The sequence below is a fragment of the Psychrobacter sp. DM4 genome, from assembly GCF_051307035.1.
In the GTDB taxonomy this organism is placed as follows: domain Bacteria; phylum Pseudomonadota; class Gammaproteobacteria; order Pseudomonadales; family Moraxellaceae; genus Psychrobacter.
In genome coordinates this window covers 2,737,990-2,760,996 of sequence record NZ_CP195536.1, presented here as the reverse complement: position 1 = coordinate 2,760,996, position 23,007 = coordinate 2,737,990, and the positions used below count along the sequence as shown (strand labels likewise).

At 44.2% G+C, this 23,007-nt stretch carries 12 protein-coding genes, 2 tRNA genes and 4 rRNA genes; 10 read left to right on the top strand and 8 right to left on the bottom strand.

What is annotated here, in order from left to right; all coding sequences use genetic code 11:
- From ACR64G_RS11830 to ACR64G_RS11820, 3 genes are read right to left on the bottom strand one after another with little or no spacing between them, the layout of a single operon-like run.
- On the bottom strand, positions 1-906 hold the full coding sequence (locus ACR64G_RS11830) for a Na(+)-translocating NADH-quinone reductase subunit C (protein WP_435979473.1): 906 nt from the start codon (positions 904-906) through the stop codon (positions 1-3).
- Positions 887-2,122, bottom strand: a complete 1,236-nt coding sequence (locus ACR64G_RS11825) for an NADH:ubiquinone reductase (Na(+)-transporting) subunit B (RefSeq protein ID WP_435979472.1) — start codon at positions 2,120-2,122, stop codon at positions 887-889. The genes ACR64G_RS11830 and ACR64G_RS11825 overlap by 20 nt, the downstream gene beginning before the upstream one ends.
- Positions 2,123-2,127: 5 nt before the next feature.
- Positions 2,128-3,477 carry a Na(+)-translocating NADH-quinone reductase subunit A gene (locus ACR64G_RS11820; protein ID WP_435979471.1) on the bottom strand — a complete coding sequence of 450 codons (1,350 nt, stop codon included), beginning with the start codon at positions 3,475-3,477 and terminating at the stop codon, positions 2,128-2,130.
- 704 nt (positions 3,478-4,181) lie between these two features.
- On the opposite strand from ACR64G_RS11820, the gene hisA reads away from it, so the two are divergent.
- From hisA to ACR64G_RS11805, 3 genes are all read left to right on the top strand, one after another.
- The gene (hisA, locus tag ACR64G_RS11815; RefSeq protein ID WP_435979470.1) at positions 4,182-4,919 is read left to right on the top strand and encodes a 1-(5-phosphoribosyl)-5-[(5-phosphoribosylamino)methylideneamino]imidazole-4-carboxamide isomerase; all 738 of its coding nucleotides are present in this window, start codon (positions 4,182-4,184) and stop codon (positions 4,917-4,919) included.
- A gap of 111 nt (positions 4,920-5,030) precedes the next feature.
- A complete protein-coding gene (locus ACR64G_RS11810) occupies positions 5,031-6,644 on the top strand; it encodes a mechanosensitive ion channel domain-containing protein (RefSeq protein ID WP_435979469.1) in 1,614 nt (537 codons plus the stop codon).
- A gap of 92 nt (positions 6,645-6,736) precedes the next feature.
- Positions 6,737-7,018 (top strand): hypothetical protein, encoded by a 282-nt coding sequence (locus ACR64G_RS11805; RefSeq protein ID WP_435979468.1) that lies wholly within the window; start codon positions 6,737-6,739, stop codon positions 7,016-7,018.
- A 140-nt stretch (positions 7,019-7,158) separates the two neighbouring features.
- Here ACR64G_RS11805 and rnr read toward each other — a convergent pair whose 3' ends face one another.
- The 4 genes from rnr to thrS all read right to left on the bottom strand — a co-directional run bounded on the left by rnr (position 7,159) and on the right by thrS (position 13,495).
- Entirely contained in the window at positions 7,159-9,414 is a 2,256-nt protein-coding gene (gene rnr, locus ACR64G_RS11800) for a ribonuclease R (protein ID WP_435979467.1), read from the bottom strand.
- A 174-nt stretch (positions 9,415-9,588) separates the two neighbouring features.
- Positions 9,589-10,824 carry a toxic anion resistance protein gene (locus ACR64G_RS11795; protein WP_435979466.1) on the bottom strand — a complete coding sequence of 412 codons (1,236 nt, stop codon included), beginning with the start codon at positions 10,822-10,824 and terminating at the stop codon, positions 9,589-9,591.
- A gap of 209 nt (positions 10,825-11,033) precedes the next feature.
- Positions 11,034-11,531, bottom strand: coding sequence for a translation initiation factor IF-3 (infC, locus tag ACR64G_RS11790; protein WP_435980721.1), 498 nt, complete (start codon positions 11,529-11,531; stop codon positions 11,034-11,036).
- A gap of 29 nt (positions 11,532-11,560) precedes the next feature.
- Positions 11,561-13,495, bottom strand: coding sequence for a threonine--tRNA ligase (gene thrS / locus ACR64G_RS11785; protein WP_435979465.1), 1,935 nt, complete (start codon positions 13,493-13,495; stop codon positions 11,561-11,563).
- Positions 13,496-14,604: 1,109 nt separating this feature from the next.
- Between thrS and ACR64G_RS11780 the strand changes: the two genes are divergently transcribed.
- The 5 genes from ACR64G_RS11780 (at position 14,605) to rrf (ACR64G_RS11760) (ending at position 19,923) form a co-directional block, all read left to right on the top strand.
- Positions 14,605-16,144 (top strand): 16S ribosomal RNA (locus ACR64G_RS11780).
- Positions 16,145-16,232: 88 nt separating this feature from the next.
- Positions 16,233-16,309, top strand: a tRNA-Ile gene (locus ACR64G_RS11775).
- A gap of 129 nt (positions 16,310-16,438) precedes the next feature.
- A tRNA-Ala gene (locus ACR64G_RS11770) sits at positions 16,439-16,514 on the top strand.
- 315 nt (positions 16,515-16,829) lie between these two features.
- A 23S ribosomal RNA gene (locus ACR64G_RS11765) occupies positions 16,830-19,689 on the top strand.
- A 119-nt stretch (positions 19,690-19,808) separates the two neighbouring features.
- Positions 19,809-19,923: ribosomal RNA gene (rrf, locus tag ACR64G_RS11760) — 5S ribosomal RNA — on the top strand.
- Positions 19,924-20,050: 127 nt separating this feature from the next.
- Here the strand turns inward: rrf (ACR64G_RS11760) and ACR64G_RS11755 are convergent.
- On the bottom strand, positions 20,051-21,202 hold the full coding sequence (locus ACR64G_RS11755) for a catalase family protein (RefSeq protein WP_435979464.1): 1,152 nt from the start codon (positions 21,200-21,202) through the stop codon (positions 20,051-20,053).
- A gap of 118 nt (positions 21,203-21,320) precedes the next feature.
- Here ACR64G_RS11755 and rrf (ACR64G_RS11750) point away from each other — a divergent pair.
- Both rrf (ACR64G_RS11750) and ACR64G_RS11745 read left to right on the top strand, forming a co-directional pair.
- A 5S ribosomal RNA gene (gene rrf, locus ACR64G_RS11750) occupies positions 21,321-21,412 on the top strand.
- The 16S, 23S and 5S rRNA genes sit together here with 2 tRNA genes alongside, the layout of an rRNA operon.
- 230 nt (positions 21,413-21,642) lie before the next feature.
- Positions 21,643-22,842 (top strand): HEPN/Toprim-associated domain-containing protein, encoded by a 1,200-nt coding sequence (locus tag ACR64G_RS11745; protein ID WP_435979463.1) that lies wholly within the window; start codon positions 21,643-21,645, stop codon positions 22,840-22,842.
- The last annotated feature ends 165 nt before the right edge of the window (positions 22,843-23,007 follow it).

Below are 23,007 nucleotides of genomic sequence, written 5' to 3'. Positions count from 1 at the left end.
TTATGCCTCCTTGCCGTTTGCTACTGGCGACTTTGCTGCCAGATCGGTGGTGGGTTGTGCAGCTTTGTCATCTGATAATTGAGCTTGCGCTTCAGTATTATCGATAGTTTCACCGCTCTCTTGACGCAAAGCGTCTAAGTAAGGCTTGTAGCCTTGCTCACCTAACCAAAACTGAATCATGTTACTCACGCCGCGTCCGGTAAGGGTTGCACCGCTAATACCATCGACCCAGTTCTCTTTTGGATTACCCGCTTTGGTTACGCCAGTGGCGACATTCCCACTTTCATCATAAGAGTGAATGCCTTGCCATTTGGCACGCCAATCAGCCTCTTCGATACGAGCGCCAAGTCCTGGAGTTTCTTTATGCTCATAAAAGCTGATGCCCTTAATGGTATTCATATCGCTCTCAAGCGTCAAGAATCCATAGATAGTGCCCCATAGGCCATAGCCTTGGATAGGTAATACAACCATTTCAGGGTTGCCCGCTTCGTCATTTTTGACATAGACTTTGGCATATTTTGGCACGCGGCCGATACTTGCAGGGTCATTGCTACCTAAGTCTTCGCTCAACGCTGCGTTTTTGGTCGCTTGACTGGCGTCATAAGCATTACGATCTGGGATACCGACATCTATAAGTGCATTGTCGTCCAGATAGCTGCCTTTGGTTAGGTCAACAATCTCGACATCAAATTCTTTGAAGCGCTCAACTACGTCTTCAGCAGTGTCAGACTCAGCGTTATAAAGACCCGCTGCTACCAAAATATTCTTGTTACGATCAAGGCGCGCGTTTTCAACTTGTGCAGGCTTGAGACCGACAGCAACTGCTGAGACCAGTACCGAACACACCAAACATAGCGTAAGTGCGACACTGATGGTTTTTGCATTATTACTTTTGGGCTTGGACATAACGAACCCTCCGTGCGGTTTGACGCTTGATATTGGCTTGCGTCACAAAATAGTCAAACAAAGGCGCAAATAAGTTAGCAAACAAGATAGCTAACATAATACCTTCTGGGAAGGCGGGATTGACCACACGAATGAGTATCGTCATAAAGCCAATCAAAATACCATAAGCCCAGCGACCTTTATTGGTATGAGCGGCTGATACCGGATCGGTTGCCATAAACACAGCACCAAAAGCAAAGCCACCAATCACCAGATGCCAGTAGAACGGCATATTCATCATTAGATTCTCTTCAGAACCTATCCAGTTAAATACTAACGATGTGGCAATTAAACCTAATACACAGCCTGCCATAATACGCCATGACGCGATACGCGCCCATAACAAGAACACCGCACCGATTAGGATAGCAAGTGTCGATACTTCACCGACGCTACCTTGGATATTACCGAAAAAGGCATCACTCCAAGTAATCGCTTGACCATAAACGTTTTCAAAGTTCTCTGGAGTTACCCCTAACGCTGCAAGGCCAAGTGGCGTCGCGCCTGAGAATCCATCGACAGCGGTCCAGACAGAATCCCCTGACATATAAGCAGGATAAGCAAAGTACAAGAACGCCCGGCCCGATAGGGCAGGGTTCAAGAAGTTCTTACCGGTACCGCCAAAGACTTCTTTTGCGACCACAACCCCGAAGATAATACCCAAGGCGACTTGCCATAAAGGAATATCAGGCGGCATGATGAGCGCATAGAGCACTGAGGTCACAAAGAAGCCTTCGTTGACTTCGTGACCACGCACTACCGCAAATATAATCTCACAGGTAATACCGACCGCAAAGGTGACGATATATATCGGCAAAAACTGCATGGCCCCATAGACGAAACTTGCCCAAATACTATCTGGATTGTAGCCGACCATACTGGTAATCATCGTGCGCCAGCCGTCGGGCTGTAGTCCCAATTGGGCAATAGCCGTTAGTGCTTGATGACCGACGTTATACATGCCCCAAAACATTGCAGGGAACGTGCATAGCCATACGGTAATCATAATGCGCTTGAGATCGATACCATCACGTACATGCGATGAGGTAAAAGTCGTTGAGCTAGGTTGACGCAAAAACGTATCGAACATCTCAAAGATGGCGTAGTATTTCTCATGTTTACCACCTTTGGTAAAGGATGGCTCCATACGATCGAACATATTGTATAAAAATTTCATCGTGATTAACCCTCCAGCTCAATACGCGTCAAATTATCACGCAAGATATCACTATATTCATATTTACCAGGTGAGACAAAGGTGCATAGTGCCAAGTCTTCTTCGTCCAGCTCAAGTACGCCTAGATCTACAGCGGTAACCATATCTTCGATAATAAGTGCACGTAGTAGCTGCGTCGGTAGATAGTCTTGTGGCATGACCTCTTCGTAGATACCAATCGGTACCATTGCTCTTGGTGAGCCATTAGTCGTCGTCGTAAAGTTGTATTTCTTTTTAAAGAACTGTGAGATATAAATAGGCAATTTAGAAAAACGGTTTTTACCAGGGCTAAAGAAGTGAAACGCTGGGCGCTCATAGCCTTCTACTAAGGAGCTAACCTGATCGTGAAAACGGCCAAGGTAGGCGATATTATCAAAGATTCTACGACCCGATAATACCGAACCTGAGATTACACGATTATCACCCTCTACTAGCTTGCCTTGTGTCAACGCAGTCAGATCAGCGCCGCGCTCAGTCGCAATTAGGTGCGGACTCTTAACCGCAGGACCTGCCAGACTTATCAGGCGTCGAGTATACAGGCGACCTGTAGTAAACAGCTTGCCAATAGCGATGACGTCTTGATAGCCAATCGTCCACACAGTGACGCCGCGCATGATAGGATGCAAGAAATGAATATGCGTGCCAGCAAGACCCGCTGGATGCTTACCTGCAAAAGCATGATATTCAGTCACATTGCTGCCAGCAGTCTGAGTAACCGCTGGTAGTTTGGCATCGGCATGATGACAGACAAAGGTTTTTGGGCTAAGGGTCGATAATACCGCTATACCATCGTTGAATGCTTGCATGTGCTCAGTGATGAGCAGCATAGGGTCGAACGCCAAAGGATTGGTATCGATAGCCGTGACAAAGATAGCTTGAGGTCGCGCACCAATCTCAGGCGCACGGCTATAAGGACGAGTACGAAACGCTGTCCATTCACCAGAGGCCAGTAGCTGCTTTTCAACTACTTCTGAATCGAGCGTAGCAATGCGAGCGGAGTCAAAGCTCTCAAACTCGACTTCTTTACCCTTCGGATCAACTTGAATAACCAAGCTCTCAAACACACGGCGCTCGCCACGCTTGATCGCAACGACAGTACCTGCAGCAGGTGCTGTGTAGATGACACCCACGCGTTTTTTGTCTTCAAAGATAGGTTGGCCTTTGGCTACGACATCACCTTCTGCAACGTTCATCGTAGGTTTCATACCCACATAATCGTAACCGACAAGGGCCACGTGCTTAGGGTGATGCTCGGATATCTCGCGGGAGGGTTCACCTGTGATGGGCAAATCCAAACCTTTTTTGATGGTAATCATAAGCGAAAACTTAGTCCATAGTTCAAAACGATACCAGACGTCCTGTTTGGTATAACGGCAGCGCGCCAAAACGGTTATTGAGTACACTCTATTCTAAAATTCTCTACTCTTAGATCTATACTAACGATCAAGAATAAAAATAAAGTGTCTCAAAACATACGCTCAAGCTGTACTGCTAACAAAAATATCAACGCTGACCTTAGACTCCTTAACAACACGTCAATATCTTATTCGTTGTACCAATTAGTGACCGGCTACCAAGATACATGATAGATAGAGTGCTCTAACAATAGTCAAACTAGTAGCTCAAACTTCGTAAGAGTGAATCTGTCATGCCATTAATAATAAACTTGTCGTGTCAAAAAAAATAAATCCAAACGATTCGACAAGCAAGTCTGTCGTTGAATTGACAAATGAGCCACTCCTACCAAAGTAGAGGACGTAGCTCATTAGCTTTTAATCATTCGATAACCTATATCTGACAACTATCAAACTTAGTTACAAAAACCAAAAGTCTGATGATTATTCTATAAAAACAAATACAAATTTACCTAGGATTATACGCTAAATTGACCTAAAATTGCCAGTTACTAATTGAATTTACTTGATATTAGTGCCGATTTTTAGCAGGCTCTACTATCTCATCAAAACAATACGTTCTACTGTTGATGACATCAGTGTTATGTTTTTATAAGGAATAAAATATGTGTTCTGCTCCAGTGATTATCCCTGCTATCGACTTAAAAGATGGTAAATGTGTACGTCTGAAACAAGGCCGGATGGAGGATGATACCGTATTCTCTGATGATCCTGTCGCCATGGCAGCGCGCTGGGTAGATGCAGGTGCAAGACGCTTGCATCTAGTGGATTTGAACGGTGCTTTTGATGGCGTACCGGTTCACAAAGATGTGGTACATGACATTGCCAAAGCTTATCCCAATCTACCTATCCAACTGGGTGGCGGTGTACGTACCATGCAGACTATCGAGCAATACATTACCGCAGGTCTGACGTACATTATCATCGGTACCAAAGCGGTTGAAGACCCTAAATTTGTGACCGAAGCTTGTCGCGAGTTCGCAGGTCATATTATCGTCGGTATCGATGCCAAAGACGGTATGGTTGCCACTCATGGCTGGGCGAACGTTACTGATACCAAAGCGACTGAGCTTGCCAAACGTTTCGCTGATGTTGGCGTCTCATCCATTGTCTATACTGATATTGCCCGTGATGGCATGATGCAAGGCGTCAATGTCGAACAGACGGTAAACTTAGCGCGAGAAGGCGGATTGCCTGTAATCGCTTCAGGTGGCGTCACTGATATGAAAGATATCGAGCTGCTAAAGCCTTTTGGCGATTGTATCGAAGGGATTGTTACAGGCCGTGCCATCTATGAGGGCACACTAGATTTAAGCGCAGCACAACAATATCTAGATATTTAGTCTCAAATCTGCGTAAGTGGATTAGAAGGACTAGAGGTTTAGGTTTGCGCATCTCATAAAAATCGACAAAACGATGCAATATTACAAGAGGCAATTTCACTAAGAGTATTTATGACGACTAACTCCAGCTTATCTATACACAAAGAGCTATCTATACTAAAACTGATACCGAGCTATATAATCAGCTTGCTGCTAATCAGCGTGATGTTGGGTGTGCCTAGTCACGCCGCATCAGAGGATATAGCAGGGGTAGCCAGTGCCCTAGGCGTGGAAGGTAGCGAGGCGATAGCGTCAGATAGTGAGACTGAAGCGCCAAATTCGCCGCCCGCTGTCAATGGACAAAGTACCAACAATGCTCAAATAGAGACCACGCCAACGCCGCTCAAAGACAACGACATTCGTACGCGTATTAATGGAATATTTTCGGAGATTGACGGTCTACAAGCAATTAACGTTAGTGTCTCTCAAGGCGTTGTGACACTAAGCGGTGAGACTGCAAACGAGAAAAAAGCGCAGCAAGCGATCAATTTGACCAATCGCTTGACGGATGTCGTCACCGTAGATGACCAAATTGATCGCACATTGGACGTACAAGATAACGTCTCAACAGTCTACCAAGGTTTAAAGACACAAGGCAAAAACTTACTCAAAGCCATTCCTTTACTCTTAGTCGGTATTATCATCTTTGGTCTAGTTACCTGGTTTGGCAGTTGGCTGTCTAATCGTAAACAGATGTGGCAACGCCTGACGCCCAATCCGTTTGTAGCAGAATTACTATCGCAAACCGTCAAAGTCATTTTTATTATTTTTGGGCTGATACTTGCTTTGAGTTTAATTGGTGCAGAAACCGTCCTTGGTACGTTACTTGGGGGCGCAGGCGTTATCGGTATCGCTGTCGGTTTTGCGGTCAAAGACACCATTGAGAATTATATTGCCTCTCTTATGCTCAGTATACGCCAACCTTTTCGCGCGCGCGATCAAGTCGTCATCAATGGTCAAGAGGGCATCGTTGTCAGATTAACCTCACGGGCGACGATTTTGATGACTTTAGATGGTAACCAATTACGTATTCCAAACGCCGAGGTGTTCAAAGGCACTATCTTGAACTATACCAAAAACCCTGAACGCCGCTTTACTTTTGAGCTTGGCGTCGATGCCAATGACGATCCGTTAGCTGCCATTAAGGTGGGTCTAGATGCAATCTATACTTTAGATTTTGTATTAGATAACCCTAGATCCATTGCTATTATTACCAATGTGGGCGACTCCAATATTATTTTGGAGTTTCAAGTTTGGGTCAATCAGTCGGAAACAGACTTTTATAAAGCACGTAGTATTGCGATTCGCGAAACCAAACATGCGCTAGAAAACGAAGGTTTCAGTCTGCCTGAGCCTATTTATCGCCTGCGTTTTAATGACAAGGTAGAAAAAGCTCTAGAGTTTGGTCAAGTTCTACATGAGCAAGATAACAGTCAAAATACAGATATGAGTATCACCCCGACGACACCAGAACCTGCAAAAGACATTAAGCTAAGTGACGTCAACAATGACGATGAGGACAAAAAGCGTGCTAAGGCTCGTGCCAAATATATTTTGCAAGGTCGCAATGCGGATGAGGTGTTGAACGCGCGTCCTGACGACAAGCTCATGGAAAAAGTTGAACAAGAAATCGCTGAAAACTCTGACGAAACGGACTTGCTTAACAATAATAGCCCGCAAGAGTAAATCGATAGACAAACCAACCTGGATATATCCAACGACTCAGATTGTTCCAGCTATCAAAGATTATCAAACACATTCAACATATGGTGACAGCTATGCAAAGAAAACATCTAATAGTCTTTACTCTTGCAACTGTACTTATGCTGCTTGGCTTTAATATTATCAACAATTATTTTCATGAAAAAAACAGAGCAGCGCTAGTAAATAATGATACGCCAGTAATGACTAAAAGTGATAACGAGATGAATAATAATAGAGCAGAACAGCCATTAGGCGAACAACCTAAAGCCATTATCGATAACGTGACGGCTGACATCAAGCAGGCACAGCAGGCTGAACAACAACGTCTTGAGCAGATGCAAGAAAGTGTTCAATAGTCATGGATAGAATAGTGCCTGTGGAGATGTAACTTAGTGAAAAGAGCGAACTATATCTTCCTTACTACAAAACAATAAAAAGGCTAACGTTATCGTTAGCCTTTTTATTGTTTTGTAGTATATATTGAAACTATACCAAACTAGTTTTTCTTACTTCTGCCACGGCTACTTTTCTTAGCGGGTGATTTTTTGGACTGCTCTTTCTTGCTTTGGTTCATAGCGCTGGCTTTTACCTTGGCTGTCAAATCAAAATCAATCTGTAACAGGTCCATATTGACGCCAGCGACTTTTACTTTTACGGTATCGCCAAGTCCAAACAAACCGCCTTTGTCTTTACCGATGAGCTGCTGCTGCTTTTCATCATAAACAAAGAAGTCATCGCCAACGTTTGAGATATGCACGAGGCCATCGATGTACAGATCGGTCAAGGTCACAAACAGGCCAAAGTTAGTCACACTCGTGACCACGCCTTCGAACTCTTCGCCGACATGATCAGTCATGTAATGACATTTGAGCCAAGACTCTACATAGCGTGAGGCTTTTTCCGCACGGCGCTCAGTATCTGAAGTTTGCGTGCCAGCACCATCTAATGAGAAATCCATCACGGGCTGTTTGCTACCTGTCACTTTTGCTTTAATCGCACGATGGAGCATAAGATCTGGATAGCGGCGAATCGGTGAAGTGAAATGGCTGTACTCATCGTAAGCCAAACCAAAATGACCGATATTGTCTGGCGCATAGTTGGCCTGCATCATTGAGCGCAGCAACATGCTATGCACGCTAATGGCATCGGGACGGTCTTTGGTCGCCTCGATAATGCGCTGATAATCCGCTTGCGTTGGGTTCTCTACTGGGAAGGATAAGCCAAAGTTTTTGGCATACTCATGTACGCGCATTGACTTCTCGCCATCTGGCTTATCATGGTTACGATACAGCACAGGTAGCTCTTGTTTGAGCGCAAAGTTCGCCGCACAAGTATTAGCAAGAAGCATACACTCTTCGATCAGCTTATGAGCATCACCGCGAGTACGCGGTACGATCGCTGCGATACCGCCCGTCTCGTTGAACTTGATATAAGTTTCAACCGTTTCAAACTCCATCGCATGACGCTCTTCACGCTTTTGAATGAGCAAGTCATAAAGCTGATGTAGCGTATCGATAGACTTCTTGACGTCCTTATTGCCTGTGAGCGACTTTGGAATGCTGTCATCTTCCGGATTTTTGAAATAGTCATTCACTTGATTATAAGTCAGACGCGCTTGCGAATGAATCACCGCAGGATAAAACTCGTATCCTGTCACTTTGCCAGCGCGTGATACTTTGATATCTGCAACCATACACAGACGATCGACGTCAGGGTTCAGTGAACATAGTCCGTTTGACAGTACTTCAGGTAACATCGGAATGACTCGATGCGGGAAGTAAACGGATGTACCGCGCTCATATGCCTCGACATCCAAAGAAGAGTTTGGCGTCACATAATGACTGACATCAGCGATTGCCACGACGACGCGGTAATTGCCACCAGAGCGTTTTTCAGCGAATACTGCGTCATCAAAATCGCGAGCATCTTCGCCATCGATAGTGACTAGGGGCAGATCACGCAAATCTGTACGACCTTTGATGTCTTTCTCAGTTGGCTCTTTATAATCATTCGCTTGTTTAAGCGTCGCCTCACTAAACTCTGATGGAATATCATAATTGAGCAAAGTTGTCTCAATGATGAGCTCGCGGTCATTTTCATCGGATAGCACTTCTATGATTTTACCAGTAGAGAACTCATGCTGATTTGGCCAATCGATAATGTTGACTTTGACAGGAGCACCCTGCTTAAGATTTAGCGCTTTGACATTGTCATCAGTAACCGTAATCGGTTGATGGTTATTGGGACTACCCAGCTCAACACAGTAGCCGTCTTCATCACGAGCCAGAGTACCGATGAACTGATTTTGTTGACGCTCAACCACATCAACGATACGCCCTTCGGTGCGACCACGATTATCTGTAGAGGTCGCAACCGCCGCAACAGTGTCGCCGTTAAAGACCCAGCGCATCTGCTTTTCATGCAAGAACAAATCAGGCATATCACTGAGCAGTACAAAACCAAAACCTTTGGCGTGTGCAGAGACCGTACCCTCAACCACATCGTGCTGCGTGACCGTACGATAACGATAAGGACGCCCATCACGGTTGACTTGACCATCACGAGCCATGGCTTTTAGACGGTTGCCTAACGCGTCAAATTGATCAGGATCATCTATTCCAAAGGCTTTTGCCAATTGCTGATGGGTCGCTTCGCCCTGCTCAGTAATCGTGCTGAGTATCAGCTCACGACTAGGAATAGGATTGTCATATTTTTGTGCCTCGCTTGAGGCGTTTGGATCATTCCAACTCATAAATTACCATTTCTATTTTTAAAATTATTAGTAAGCGCTATCTTACCACGAACGACGATGTAATATCTGACGTCTATTGTTCGCAGCGAAGCGGCGAATGGGGCAAACACTTAAGACTTAAATACCTACAAATCTATAGAGCCAAACCAAAGGAGCTGATAACACTTAGCTCTTTTAGATGTCGATACCAGATTTGTCCGTTATGGATTTACTATCAAGCTCCTTTGACACCTCTATCACTGTTGTCTGATTAGACTTATCAAGATACTTTTGAGCTTTATCCACTTCAGTCGTCAAAGTATTGACCGTTTGCTTCATATTCTCTAGCGCCTCAATTTTGTAGTTGCTAATCATGTCCATGGTGTCATAGACATTATTAAAGGCGTTTTGTAATTTATCAAGCTCAATGGTGCTACTGGTTGCCTGCTCATGAATTTCACCCGATTGACGTTTGAGCATCTCAGAGGTCGACTCAATTAAACTGCTGGTTGTTTTATTAAGTGCGGTAATCTGATCGAGCACGAGTTTTTGATTGGTCATTGCCTGTGCAACGACAACAGCGGTACGTAATGCTGAAACTGTAGTCGTCGTCGCACGATCAACGCCTTTAATCAGCTCCAAATTATTTTTGCGAATGGTATCGAGTGCCAAGTAACCTTGCACATTGACTGCTAATTGCGTTAGGAAGTCCGTATTCTTTTGACGCACATAAAATAGCATCTCTTCTTTGATGATGCGCGCTTTGTCAGGATCTGTCGCCTCTATCGCATAGACTTTTTGCTCCAGCTGCTCATCGATCTTTTTGCCAACGTAGACATATTGACGTATCGATTGCATCAGCTCCCACATATTGACTTTTTCCTGCTCAATAGTGGCATTGTCTTTTAGCAGCTCGTCTTTACCATTATAGAGGCTAGTGACGACCGCATTAATGTGCGACTGTGCTGACTCATACTGCCGAAAATAATCTTGCACTTTATTGCCAAAGGGGATCAAACCGAACAACTTGCGCGAGCTGGTCAATTGTTTTTTGCTAGGGTCTAAGTCTTCTACGATGCCGCGCAGTTCAGTAAGCGATTTGGCAATGGGAGAATTATCAAACAGACCGTCGTTTAGGCTCTTAGCGGGTAAGTCCAGCATTCGATTAGAGACCTGTGCAGACTCACGGATCTCTTTGGTACCTAAATTATGAATAGATTGCACGTTTTGTTGAAACTCAGGGCTATGCACAGAATTAGTCAACACATGATCAACGAACGCATCGACTTTGGCATCGAGCTCTGGAATTTGACTCTCATCTAACTTAACCATCTGATCCGCTTCGCTTCTTTGAATCTCTTTTACCGGTTCAGGCGGCGTCAAAGAAATACTTGGCGTAGAGGTGTTTTCTGGTGGGGTTAATTCTTGCATAACATCTCCTTTAGTTATTAATATCTTTAAATACAAATGTAGGTTCTAATTATTATAATTTTAACTTAATAAAGGGTAGTGCTTTGTCGTTATAGATGGTAATAAATAATAGGCTTTTAAAGTAAAAAACCATCAATATCCCGCAGCATATTGATGGTTAAAAAGTACAAATACGTTGCTTGAATATAAAGATCTAAATAAGTATTCAGCTATTTTTTTCTAGTGGGGCCAAGTAGCATACCCATCTGACGACCTTCCATCTTAGGATGTTGCTCGACATTGGATAACTCAGCAGTATCTTCGATAATACGCTCAAGCTGCTTGCGACCCAAATCTTGGTGCGCCATTTCACGACCACGGAAGCGAATACTGACTTTCACTTTGTCCTGATCCTCTAAGAAGCTGACAATTTTGCGCAATTTGACTTGATAATCGGCCTCGTCAGTGCTCGGACGCAGTTTCATCTCTTTCAACTGAGTTTGTTTTTGGTTCTTCTTCGCCTCTTTTGCCTTTTGCTTTTGATCATAGAGATAATGCTTATAATCCATGATCTTGCATACTGGCGGCTTGGCATCTGGGACCAATTCAACCAAATCTAAGTTGTCCTCACGAGCCGTTCTCATCGCGGTTTCGATATCGACGACGCCCATCTGTTCACCATCTTCTTTAACCAGACGAACTTCTTTGACGTTGATATCTTCGTTAATGTTTAAACGGTTTGACTGTTTAATAGGTATTACTCCTCATCTGTTTTTGGGGTCTGTCGGCCTTTTGCACCAACAGCGGTCTGTACTAATGCGATAAATTCATTGACACTCATCACGCCTAGGTTCTCACCTTCACGTGTACGGACATTGACGTTGCCCGCTTCGACTTCTTTATCCCCTAATACTAGCATATAGGGAATGCGTTCTAATGTTTTCTCTCGTATCTTAAATCCAATCTTTTCGTTACGCAAGTCGCTAATAGCACGCAAGCCTACGTTTTTGAGCTCTTTTACTACATTTTCGCAAACTTCTGCCTGTTTATGAGTGATATTCATCACGACAACTTGCTGCGGCGCAAGCCAAACGGGCATCCAACCAGCATAGTTTTCGATCAAAATACCGATAAAGCGCTCAAACGACCCTAGTATGGCACGATGAAGCATAATCGGTACTTCACGCTCGCCTTCTTCATTGACGAATTCAGCATCGAGTCGCTCTGGCATATTCGGATCGACCTGAATAGTACCGCATTGCCATACGCGCCCTAAGCTATCTTTAAGACTGAACTCAATCTTAGGCCCATAAAACGCGCCTTCTCCTGGTAGATAATCCCAATCGAGACCAGAGCTATCGAGTGCATCTGCTAGAGCTTTTTCGGCAAAGTCCCAAGACTCATCAGAGCCGACACGTTTCTCAGGACGCGTAGAGAGCTTCATAATAATGTTATCAAAACCAAAGTCTTCATAAACCGCCAGAGTTAGCTTGATGAATTCTGCCACCTCTTGCTGAATCTGTGCCTGCGTACAAAATATATGCGCATCATCTTGCGTAAATCCCCGTACGCGCATCAAACCATGTAGCGACCCTGACGGCTCGTTACGGTGACAAGAGCCAAACTCCGCCATACGCAGTGGCAAATCACGGTAAGACTTGAGGCCTTGGTTAAACACTTGCACATGACAAGGGCAGTTCATCGGTTTTACCGCATAATCACGGTTTTCACTAGACGTAGTGAACATATTAGAGCCATAATTGCCCCAATGCCCTGAGCGCTCCCACAAGCTACGATCGACGATTTGCGGTGTTTTAATCTCTTCATAGCCATTATCATATTGCACTTTACGCATATATTGCTCAAGTACTTGATAAATCGTCCAGCCATTAGCATGCCAAAACACCATACCCGGCGCTTGCTCTTGCATATGAAATAGGTTTAGTGCCTTACCAATCTTACGGTGGTCACGCTTTTCCGCTTCTTCAATACGTTGAATATAGGCTTTTAGATCTTTTTTATCCGCCCAAGCCGTGCCATAAATACGTTGTAACTGCTCATTTTTGGCATCGCCGCGCCAATAAGCACCCGACATTTTAGTTAGCTTAAATACTTTTAAGAATCTAGTATTTGGCACATGCGGGCCACGGCACATATCAACATATTCTTGATGATGATACAGACCAAAAGCTTCTTCGCCTGGCATGTCATTAATGAGCTTTAGCTTATAGTCTTCACCGCGCGCTTCAAATATCTTGATTACGTCATCACGTGGCGTTATCTTCTTTATGACGTCATAGTCCTGTTTTATCAATGCTATCATGCGCTTTTCGATCGCTTCCATATGCTCAGGCGTGAACGGCGTTTCGCTAAAGATGTCATAATAAAAGCCATCTTCAATGACAGGACCGATGACCATCTTCACGTCAGGATAGAGCTGCTTGACCGCATGACCGAGCAAATGCGCGGCTGAGTGACGAATGATATCAACGCCATCATCATCCTTTGCTGTAACGATTTGAACTTTGGCATCATGAGCGATAGGGTCGGAGGTATCTACTAAGTGACCATCTACTCGTCCAGCAACGGTGGCTTTTGCCAAGCCCGGTCCAATGCTTTGCGCCACTTCCATGACCGTGGTGTTGCCCTCAAACTCTTTTACGCTACCATCGGGTAAAGTAATCGCTACCATAATCTTATCCAAAATTTATTAAAACGCTATCAATGACTGACGGCTATTAAAACAGAAAAACCAGCAATAGTGCTAGTTATCATATATAGGTTGTCTAGGTGACGGCTATTATAAACGATTTTTTGTAGCTAATCTCGCTATTTGCTTGTATCTAGTACACTCTGTAGGTTGCTGCCTAAACTTCAAGGTATCTCAGTATATAAGGAGTCCTAGTAAAATCTATACATACAGAAAATCGTAAATGTTCTCTTGCGTCAGGGCAACTGTCTCCCAGACATTTGCTTTTCCCTTACTCATATCAAGGCTAACGGCGAGATTGCGTTCTTTTAACATGTAGTAGTCTGAATTAGAGTCTTCTATATAGGTATCAATAGCCAGAAGTCGTTGACACATAATAAGAACAATCAGTAGGCTGCGCCCAACGCACCAAAATCATAGTAAATCTCACCATATAAAATAAATCTCTCAAACCGCTTGACCGAATCTAAAATCTACGTATAATGCGCCCCAGTTGAAAGGGAAAGCGGATTGCGAAGTGAATTATCATTGAGCGAACCAATAATTAGAATGAACGTTAAAACAAACTACCTTAGTAGTTCAAATAAAAACATTCAAACTAAATTAAATAACCTCTTGACACCACAATTTAACCGTCTATAATACGCACCTCATCGAGACAAGCTAGCGGTTAAACACTAAGAACACTTAGTGATAGCGACCAGCGAATCGGATGAAACAAATTATAAAAGAGCTTGACAATATCAATCATTATGATAAGATAGTCGGCTCGCTAGATAGCAAAGCCTGTAAGGGATTCGTTATTAGCAACCTTCAAATTGAAGGGATATACTTACCTACTGGACGACAGAGGTGAGACACTATTTAAAAGCGAAACTAAAGAACAACTTGTGTGGATTTTTGCTGAGACAAGAATGCTAAAAATAAAGTTGACTACTTCTTCTTTTCGGAGGAGTTATTAACTATAAAAATTATCATTTAGTCAGCAGAAAAACTCAAAGTTAATTCATTACGAACATAATTTAAAGCGATTTTGCCAGATTAGATGAGCCAAGTTTAGAAGCTTCTTTAAAGAGCTTCATAGCAAGATTAAACTGAAGAGTTTGATCATGGCTCAGATTGAACGCTGGCGGCAGGCTTAACACATGCAAGTCGAGCGGTAACATTTCTAGCTTGCTAGAAGATGACGAGCGGCGGACGGGTGAGTAACACTTAGGAATCTACCTAGTAGTGGGGGATAGCATGGGGAAACCCATATTAATACCGCATACGACCTACGGGAGAAAGGGGGCAGTTTACTGCTCTCGCTATTAGATGAGCCTAAGTCGGATTAGCTAGATGGTGGGGTAAAGGCCTACCATGGCGACGATCTGTAGCTGGTCTGAGAGGATGATCAGCCACACCGGAACTGAGACACGGTCCGGACTCCTACGGGAGGCAGCAGTGGGGAATATTGGACAATGGGGGCAACCCTGATCCAGCCATGCCGCGTGTGTGAAGAAGGCCTTTTGGTTGTAAAGCACTTTAAGCAGTGAAGAAGACTCTATGGTTAATACCCATAGACGATGACATTAGCTGCAGAATAAGCACCGGCTAACTCTGTGCCAGCAGCCGCGGTAATACAGAGGGTGCAAGCGTTAATCGGAATTACTGGGCGTAAAGGGAGCGTAGGTGGCTCTATAAGTCAGATGTGAAATCCCCGGGCTCAACCTGGGAACTGCATCTGAAACTGTAGAGCTAGAGTATGTGAGAGGAAGGTAGAATTCCAGGTGTAGCGGTGAAATGCGTAGAGATCTGGAGGAATACCGATGGCGAAGGCAGCCTTCTGGCATAATACTGACACTGAGGCTCGAAAGCGTGGGTAGCAAACAGGATTAGATACCCTGGTAGTCCACGCCGTAAACGATGTCTACTAGTCGTTGGGTCCCTTGAGGACTTAGTGACGCAGCTAACGCAATAAGTAGACCGCCTGGGGAGTACGGCCGCAAGGTTAAAACTCAAATGAATTGACGGGGGCCCGCACAAGCGGTGGAGCATGTGGTTTAATTCGATGCAACGCGAAGAACCTTACCTGGTCTTGACATATCTAGAATCTTGTAGAGATACGAGAGTGCCTTCGGGAATTAGAATACAGGTGCTGCATGGCTGTCGTCAGCTCGTGTCGTGAGATGTTGGGTTAAGTCCCGCAACGAGCGCAACCCTTGTCCTTAGTTACCAGCGGGTTAAGCCGGGAACTCTAAGGATACTGCCAGTGACAAACTGGAGGAAGGCGGGGACGACGTCAAGTCATCATGGCCCTTACGACCAGGGCTACACACGTGCTACAATGGTAGGTACAGAGGGCAGCTACACAGCGATGTGATGCGAATCTCAAAAAGCCTATCGTAGTCCAGATTGGAGTCTGCAACTCGACTCCATGAAGTAGGAATCGCTAGTAATCGCGGATCAGAATGCCGCGGTGAATACGTTCCCGGGCCTTGTACACACCGCCCGTCACACCATGGGAGTTGATTGCACCAGAAGTGGGTAGCCTAACCTTTTAGGATGGCGCTCACCACGGTGTGGTTGATGACTGGGGTGAAGTCGTAACAAGGTAGCCGTAGGGGAACCTGCGGCTGGATCACCTCCTTATAGACAGCATTCATCTTGGCAAGAATTCACAACAAGTTGTTCTTTAGTTTTAAGCTAGTTTATTAGCTTTGCCTTTACAGGCAGACATAGGCCTGTAGCTCAGCTGGTTAGAGCACCGTGTTGATAACGCGGGGGTCGGCAGTTCAAGTCTGCCCAGGCCTACCATTATTAAGCGGTAGTTAGAACAGTCGTTACATTGCATGAGCTAAAAGTAATTAAAGCTTTTTGAAAATCCTATTTAAAGGATTTTCCTTGCGAAGCTAAAATTGCAGTGCAATTTTTACACGCTTCTCAGGGGCCATAGCTCAGTTGGTAGAGCGCCTGCCTTGCACGCAGGAGGTCAACGGTTCGACTCCGTTTGGCTCCACCATTATAAACAGCGCGATTAGATAGAATATTATAGAGAGCATAAACAGAATTAAGTAATCGTTGATGATTATTTACTTCTGTTTTATACAGAACCTGGAATCTGACGAAGATACAGGAACTATTTAAAAACATAGATATGAGTCTGGGTTAGGACTAACGTGTTCACGCGTTAATCTTAACCTTAATAGCTCACCTCTTAACGACATCAGTTGTTATCCCAGGGGTGAGTTATTAAAAAGTAATAAGAGAACTGAATCAAGCGTAAACATAGGTGATATCGTTATAATTGTGAGACAAAGACCCTTTGGGGTTGTATGGTCAAGTAATTAAGCGCACATGGTGGATGCCTTGGCAGTCAGAGGCGATGAAAGACGTGACAGCCTGCGATAAGCTTCGGGGAGGCGGCAATATCCTGTGATCCGGAGATTTCTGAATGGGGAAACCCACCTAGCATAAGCTAGGTATCCTAATTTATTAGGAAGCGAACGAGGGGAAGTGAAACATCTCAGTACCCTTAGGAATAGACATCAAATGAGATTCCCCAAGTAGCGGCGAGCGAACGGGGAGAAGCCGATTGACTTTAGAATAGAAGAACAGCGTGGGAAAGCTGACCGTAGTAGGTGATAGTCCTGTATTTTAAATTCTAGAGTTGACATATTAAGTAGAGCGGGGCACGAGAAATCCTGTTTGAAGATGGGGGGACCATCCTCCAAGGCTAAATACTCCTGACTGACCGATAGTGAACCAGTACCGTGAGGGAAAGGCGAAAAGAACCCCTGTGAGGGGAGTGAAATAGAACCTGAAACCGTGTGCGTACAAGCAGTAGGAGCCTCAATTTATTGGGGTGACTGCGTACCTTTTGTATAATGGGTCAGCGACTTATGTTCTGTAGCGAGGTTAACCGTTAGGGGAGCCGTAGGGAAACCGAGTCTTAATAGGGCGACATAGTTGCAGGGCATAGACCCGAAACCGAGTGATCTATCCATGAGCAGGTTGAAAGTTGAGTAACATCAACCGGAGGACCGAACCCACTGTCGTTGAAAAGCCAGGGGATGACTTGTGGATAGGGGTGAAAGGCTAATCAAACTCGGTGATAGCTGGTTCTCCCCGAAAGCTATTTAGGTAGCGCCTCGGACGAACACCATTGGGGGTAGAGCACTGTTTCGGCTAGGGGGTCATACCGACTTACCAAACCGATGCAAACTCCGAATACCGATGAGTGATATCCGGGAGACACACAGTGGGTGCTAACGTCCATTGTGGAGAGGGAAACAACCCAGACCGCCAGCTAAGGCCCCAAATTCCTAGTTAAGTGGGAAACGAGGTGGGAAGGCATAGACAGCTAGGAGGTTGGCTTAGAAGCAGCCATCCTTTAAAGAAAGCGTAATAGCTCACTAGTCGAGTCGGCCCGCGCGGAAGATGTAACGGGGCTCAAACTAGGAGCCGAAGCTGCGGATTTGAATTTGTTTTCAAGTGGTAGGGGAGCGTTGTGTAAGCCTGTGAAGGTGTGTCGTAAGGCATGCTGGAGGTATCACAAGAGCGAATGCTGACGTGAGTAACGATAATGCGAGTGAAAAGCTCGCACGCCGGAAGATCAAGGGTTCCAGTCCAACGTTAATCGGGGCTGGGTGAGTCGACCCCTAAGGCGAGGCCGAAAGGCGTAGTCGATGGGAAATCGGTTAATATTCCGATACTTGTTTATAATGCGATGGAGGGACGGAGAAGGTTATGTCAGCCTGGCGTTGGTTGTCCAGGTGAAAGGATGTAGGCTTGTGGCTTAGGTAAATCCGGGCTACAACAAGGTCGAGATCTGATAGCAAGCTGTACTTGTACAGTGAAGTGGCAAATACCATGCTTCCAGGAAAAGCTTCTAAGCAATAGTTATAAACGAATCGTACCCTAAACCGACACAGGTGATCAGGTAGAGAATACCAAGGCGCTTGAGAGAACTCTGCTGAAGGAACTAGGCAAAATGGTACCGTAACTTCGGGAGAAGGTACGCTGTTGGTGGTGATAGGACATGCTCCTTGAGCTGCTGACAGTCGCAGATACCAGGCTGCTGCAACTGTTTATTAAAAACACAGCACTCTGCAAACACGAAAGTGGACGTATAGGGTGTGATGTCTGCCCGGTGCTGGAAGGTTAATTGATGGGGTTAGCGTAAGCGAAGCTCTTGATCGAAGCCCCAGTAAACGGCGGCCGTAACTATAACGGTCCTAAGGTAGCGAAATTCCTTGTCGGGTAAGTTCCGACCTGCACGAATGACATAATGATGGCAGCGCTGTCTCCAGCAGAGACTCAGTGAAATCGAAATCGCAGTGAAGATGCTGTGTACCCGCGGCTAGACGGAAAGACCCCGTGAACCTTTACTACAGCTTTACATTGAACTTTGACCTGACTTGTGCAGGATAGGTGGGAGGCTTTGAAGCAGACACGCTAGTGTTTGTGGAGCCAATCTTGAAATACCACCCTGGTCATGTTGGGGTTCTAACTCAGGTATAACAATACCGAGGACAATGTATGGTGGGTAGTTTGACTGGGGCGGTCTCCTCCTAAAGAGTAACGGAGGAGTACGAAGGTGCGCTCAGACCGGTCGGAAATCGGTCGTAGAGTATAAAGGCAAAAGCGCGCTTAACTGCGAGACCCACAAGTCGAGCAGGTACGAAAGTAGGTCTTAGTGATCCGGTGGTTCTGTATGGAAGGGCCATCGCTCAACGGATAAAAGGTACTCTGGGGATAACAGGCTGATACCGCCCAAGAGTTCATATCGACGGCGGTGTTTGGCACCTCGATGTCGGCTCATCTCATCCTAGGGCTGAAGCAGGTCCTAAGGGTATGGCTGTTCGCCATTTAAAGAGGTACGCGAGCTGGGTTTAGAACGTCGTGAGACAGTTCGGTCCCTATCTACCGTGGGCGTTGGAAATTTGAGAGGAGCTGCTCCTAGTACGAGAGGACCAGAGTGGACGAACCACTGGTGTTCGGGTTGTCATGCCAATGGCATTGCCCGGTAGCTACGTTCGGATGGGATAACCGCTGAAAGCATCTAAGCGGGAAGCCCACCTCAAGATAAGATTTCCCTAAAGAGCCGTTGAAGACTACGACGTTGATAGGCAGGGTGTGGAAGCACAGCGATGTGTGTAGCTAACCTGTACTAATTGCTCGTTTGGCTTGACCATACAACACCCAAGTGGTTTGTATCAAGCAACTATTTCGATATCACCTATATCCTTGATTCAGGAATAGTGATACTTAGTCAAAATAAGTAAAACAACACAGACTCATATCTAACCCCTTTGCTGACGACAATAGCACGATGGCACCACCTGATCCCTTCCCGAACTCAGAAGTGAAACATCGTAGCGCCAATGGTAGTGTGGCTCCGGCCATGTGAGAGTAGGTCATCGTCAGCGCTCTATTCCTCAAAACCCCCTTACGCTAACGCGTGAGGGGGTTTTGTTTCGTCAGGGGTTTATATAAAAAGACCATCACTCGTAAGAATGATGGTTTTACTTTAAGCGTTTATGGTAAGCAAGCTAATTACTCCGCAGCTGACTTATTAAAGATCTGCTTTAAGCTAGTAGGCTCTTCGCGCTTAGCTGCGTTATGCTCATGACGGGCTTTAGAAGACGCTTGATAAGCTCGCAAACGTGACTGCTGTAACTTACCGATTGGACGATTCTCTTCTAAACAGCGAAACGTGGTAAAGCTCACGTCTTCTATCGCCGCTACGTTACCGTCCTCGGGAATATCCTGACAAGGTATGGTCAAAGTCGCCACCGTAACAAATGGCGCATCCAACTCCTTCCATTCTTTGGTCAGCCCCTCAATAGGCTGCTTCTTAATATTTTGACAAAGCTGAATTTGAATGTCGAACTGATAGTCGTGCTCTCTGATTTCATCGATGATCGTTGGACGAATGGCTTCGTCTTTGGTGAATAGATGAATGGTACGCTGCTTGACCTTGGCATTAGAAGCTTCGGTAGGCTTCACTCTTACCTTTGCCATGTAATCGCCATGACGAAACGCGCCTTGTGAAAAGAAGCTATAAAGTAGTGGATTCTTCGGCGCAGTAGTGAGTATCTTTCTAAAAGCATTGAGCGTGCGTACCCCTTCGATATCAGGGAGCTCTTTGCCGTAATGAGTCAACCAGTTGAAGACGAACTTGCCTCTACCTATCAAACCTTCGCCTAGATAACCATTAAGTCCAAAGTTAAGCTTGGATAAATAAGCATAATCTGTGAGCTGATTGGTAAAGAAGATAGGACTATTTACTAGCGCATAATCCACATTTTGGCTGTCTTCTTCGCCTGGTGCTAGCTTTTTACCGGGAACATCAAATATCTTTATCGCTAGTCCAATCGCTAACCCTAGTCTCCTATCAGCATCAATTGCCGATGATGAATTAGAGAATCTGATTGCCGCGTCATGAATACTGGGTTTGGCGTATAGACCCTGAGCGTATTCTTTAGGCAGGTTGTCTAAGATTTCGAACTTTGCTTTGAAGCCGCAATAGCTCTTGGCATGGACGGCGCGGGTATGATGATCAGTATCGTTTAACGCTTTGCTCTTTTTGACAAACAGACGAATATCTTCGGTAATCGTATCGATAATCTTGTCATCTTCTTTGGTTAAGGTAATGTACTTATTATCGTATTTGACAAATTTTGGTTTAAATAATTTCTTTAGCATAGTCAGTTACCTAACCGTTAGTAGAGTGAAGTAAAATTCTCGACTATTTTATAAAAGTTTGGCTAAAGTTATTTATGATAAATATTGGTAATGTGTAAAAGAAGATTAATTTGTTTCAGTCGGCGACAATATCGTGACAAAACCATCTGATCCCTTACCGAACTCAGAAGTGAAACATCGTAGCGCCAATGGTAGTGTGGTTCGCCCATGTGATCTACGCAGCCAATCCTATTTAAAGGATTGGCTCTTGCGCTGCCTAAAATTGACATGCAATTTTTACGGCGCTCAGGTCATCGTTAGCTCTCTATTCTAGATAAAGCCCCCTTCGCTAACGCGGAGGGGGCTTTTCTTTGTGCGTGGTTAAAAAGATACTCATGATATAAAAATTAACTGCTAAACTAACTTGGTTAACTAATTATTAGTGAATCGAGGAAATATATATGGGTTCAATGGTTTCATTTGGTATTGGGAAACTAGAATTAGATTGGGGTAAAAATAACTATTACAGCGATCATGGCTCTTTATTTCAGCTCAGTGATGTAAAAGATATCCCTTATTATTATTCGGATAATATTATTGAATATAAAGAAGGCTTAAGTCGAAAACTTGGATCAACAAAAAGACGTTTAGACCTTCTTGGCTACAATCTAGATTCTCTTAAAAAGCAGTATGAAGATCATTTAAATGAAGTTCCAGAGTATTATCCTGATATACCTCTACCATTTGACGATTTCTACTCAATTATATCTAATTTAGATATTTCTAAAATGACGCTTGGTGATGAGTGGGAAGATTATAACCCTGGAGAGTTCCTTTCCAAGTACTTATTTAAACACTCAGAATTTAATAAAATACATAATTTGTCAGAGATAGTAGATAAAGATATTGGATTGGTCTTTGAGAATATTGATCCTTATATTACATTACGTATTTTAGCTGAAAATCAGGCTAATAATGATCTTGATGTTTTTTGGAGTTATGCTGATATAGTCAATAATGGCTGGGTTCGTAGAGATGAAATTTTTGAAAAAGTAGGTGTAGGTCAGGAAATTTTATTTGTTACAGAAGGTTCGTCAGATACTCACATACTAAAGAAAGCCATACAGTTATTATATTTAGATATCTCTGATTTTTTCAAATTTATCGACATGGAGGATAATTATCCATTTACGGGAGATGGGAACCTTTATAACTTCTGTAAAGGGCTTATAAGTATTGGCATTGAAAAAAATGTTTTAGTTATATTTGATAATGACGTAGCAGGTGTGGCTAAATACAATCAGCTAAGTGAAATGGATGTTCCATCCAATATGCATATTATCAAGCTACCAAATCACGCATCTTTTGAATCTTATAAGACAATAGGTCCACAAGGTGAAAGCTTCGAAAATATTAACGGTACAGCTGTAGCCATTGAATGTTTCTTAGATCATTCAGTCATTGACAGTACGGAATCTTGTATTAGATGGACTTCATATAATAAATCATTGGATGCTTATCAAGGTGAATTGATTGATAAAGATAGACATACAAGAAAGTTCCTAAAGTTCAATCATAACAATGGTAATTATGATTACGAGAAGTTGAAGTTTTTGATTGATTTTATATATAACGAGTGGATTGGGAGAGTTTCTCAATAAGCGAATTGAACTAGAACTCAATTCTGAGCTATATTTATTTGCTATCATTTGACTACGCTACACTTTTTGATAAAAGTTCGCTGCGTACTGTTAGCACTTTAATAAATGTTGTAAGCAAAGTTTTATTTTAAAAGCACTTAAACCTAGTATTTTAGCTAACACGCC

Excerpts from the sequence above, each read along its gene's own strand:
- ACR64G_RS11805 (WP_435979468.1), top strand. The coding sequence starts at position 6,737 with ATGCAAAGAAAACATCTAATAGTCTTTACTCTTGCAACTGTACTTATG.
- ACR64G_RS11755 (WP_435979464.1), bottom strand. The coding sequence starts at position 21,202 with ATGCTAAAGAAATTATTTAAACCAAAATTTGTCAAATACGATAATAAG.
- hisA (WP_435979470.1), top strand. The coding sequence starts at position 4,182 with ATGTGTTCTGCTCCAGTGATTATCCCTGCTATCGACTTAAAAGATGGT.
- ACR64G_RS11825 (WP_435979472.1), bottom strand. The coding sequence starts at position 2,122 with ATGAAATTTTTATACAATATGTTCGATCGTATGGAGCCATCCTTTACC.
- ACR64G_RS11820 (WP_435979471.1), bottom strand. The coding sequence starts at position 3,477 with ATGATTACCATCAAAAAAGGTTTGGATTTGCCCATCACAGGTGAACCC.
- ACR64G_RS11810 (WP_435979469.1), top strand. The coding sequence starts at position 5,031 with ATGACGACTAACTCCAGCTTATCTATACACAAAGAGCTATCTATACTA.
- ACR64G_RS11795 (WP_435979466.1), bottom strand. The coding sequence starts at position 10,824 with ATGCAAGAATTAACCCCACCAGAAAACACCTCTACGCCAAGTATTTCT.
- ACR64G_RS11745 (WP_435979463.1), top strand. The coding sequence starts at position 21,643 with ATGGGTTCAATGGTTTCATTTGGTATTGGGAAACTAGAATTAGATTGG.
- thrS (WP_435979465.1), bottom strand. The coding sequence starts at position 13,495 with ATGGTAGCGATTACTTTACCCGATGGTAGCGTAAAAGAGTTTGAGGGC.
- ACR64G_RS11830 (WP_435979473.1), bottom strand. The coding sequence starts at position 906 with ATGTCCAAGCCCAAAAGTAATAATGCAAAAACCATCAGTGTCGCACTT.
- rnr (WP_435979467.1), bottom strand. The coding sequence starts at position 9,414 with ATGAGTTGGAATGATCCAAACGCCTCAAGCGAGGCACAAAAATATGAC.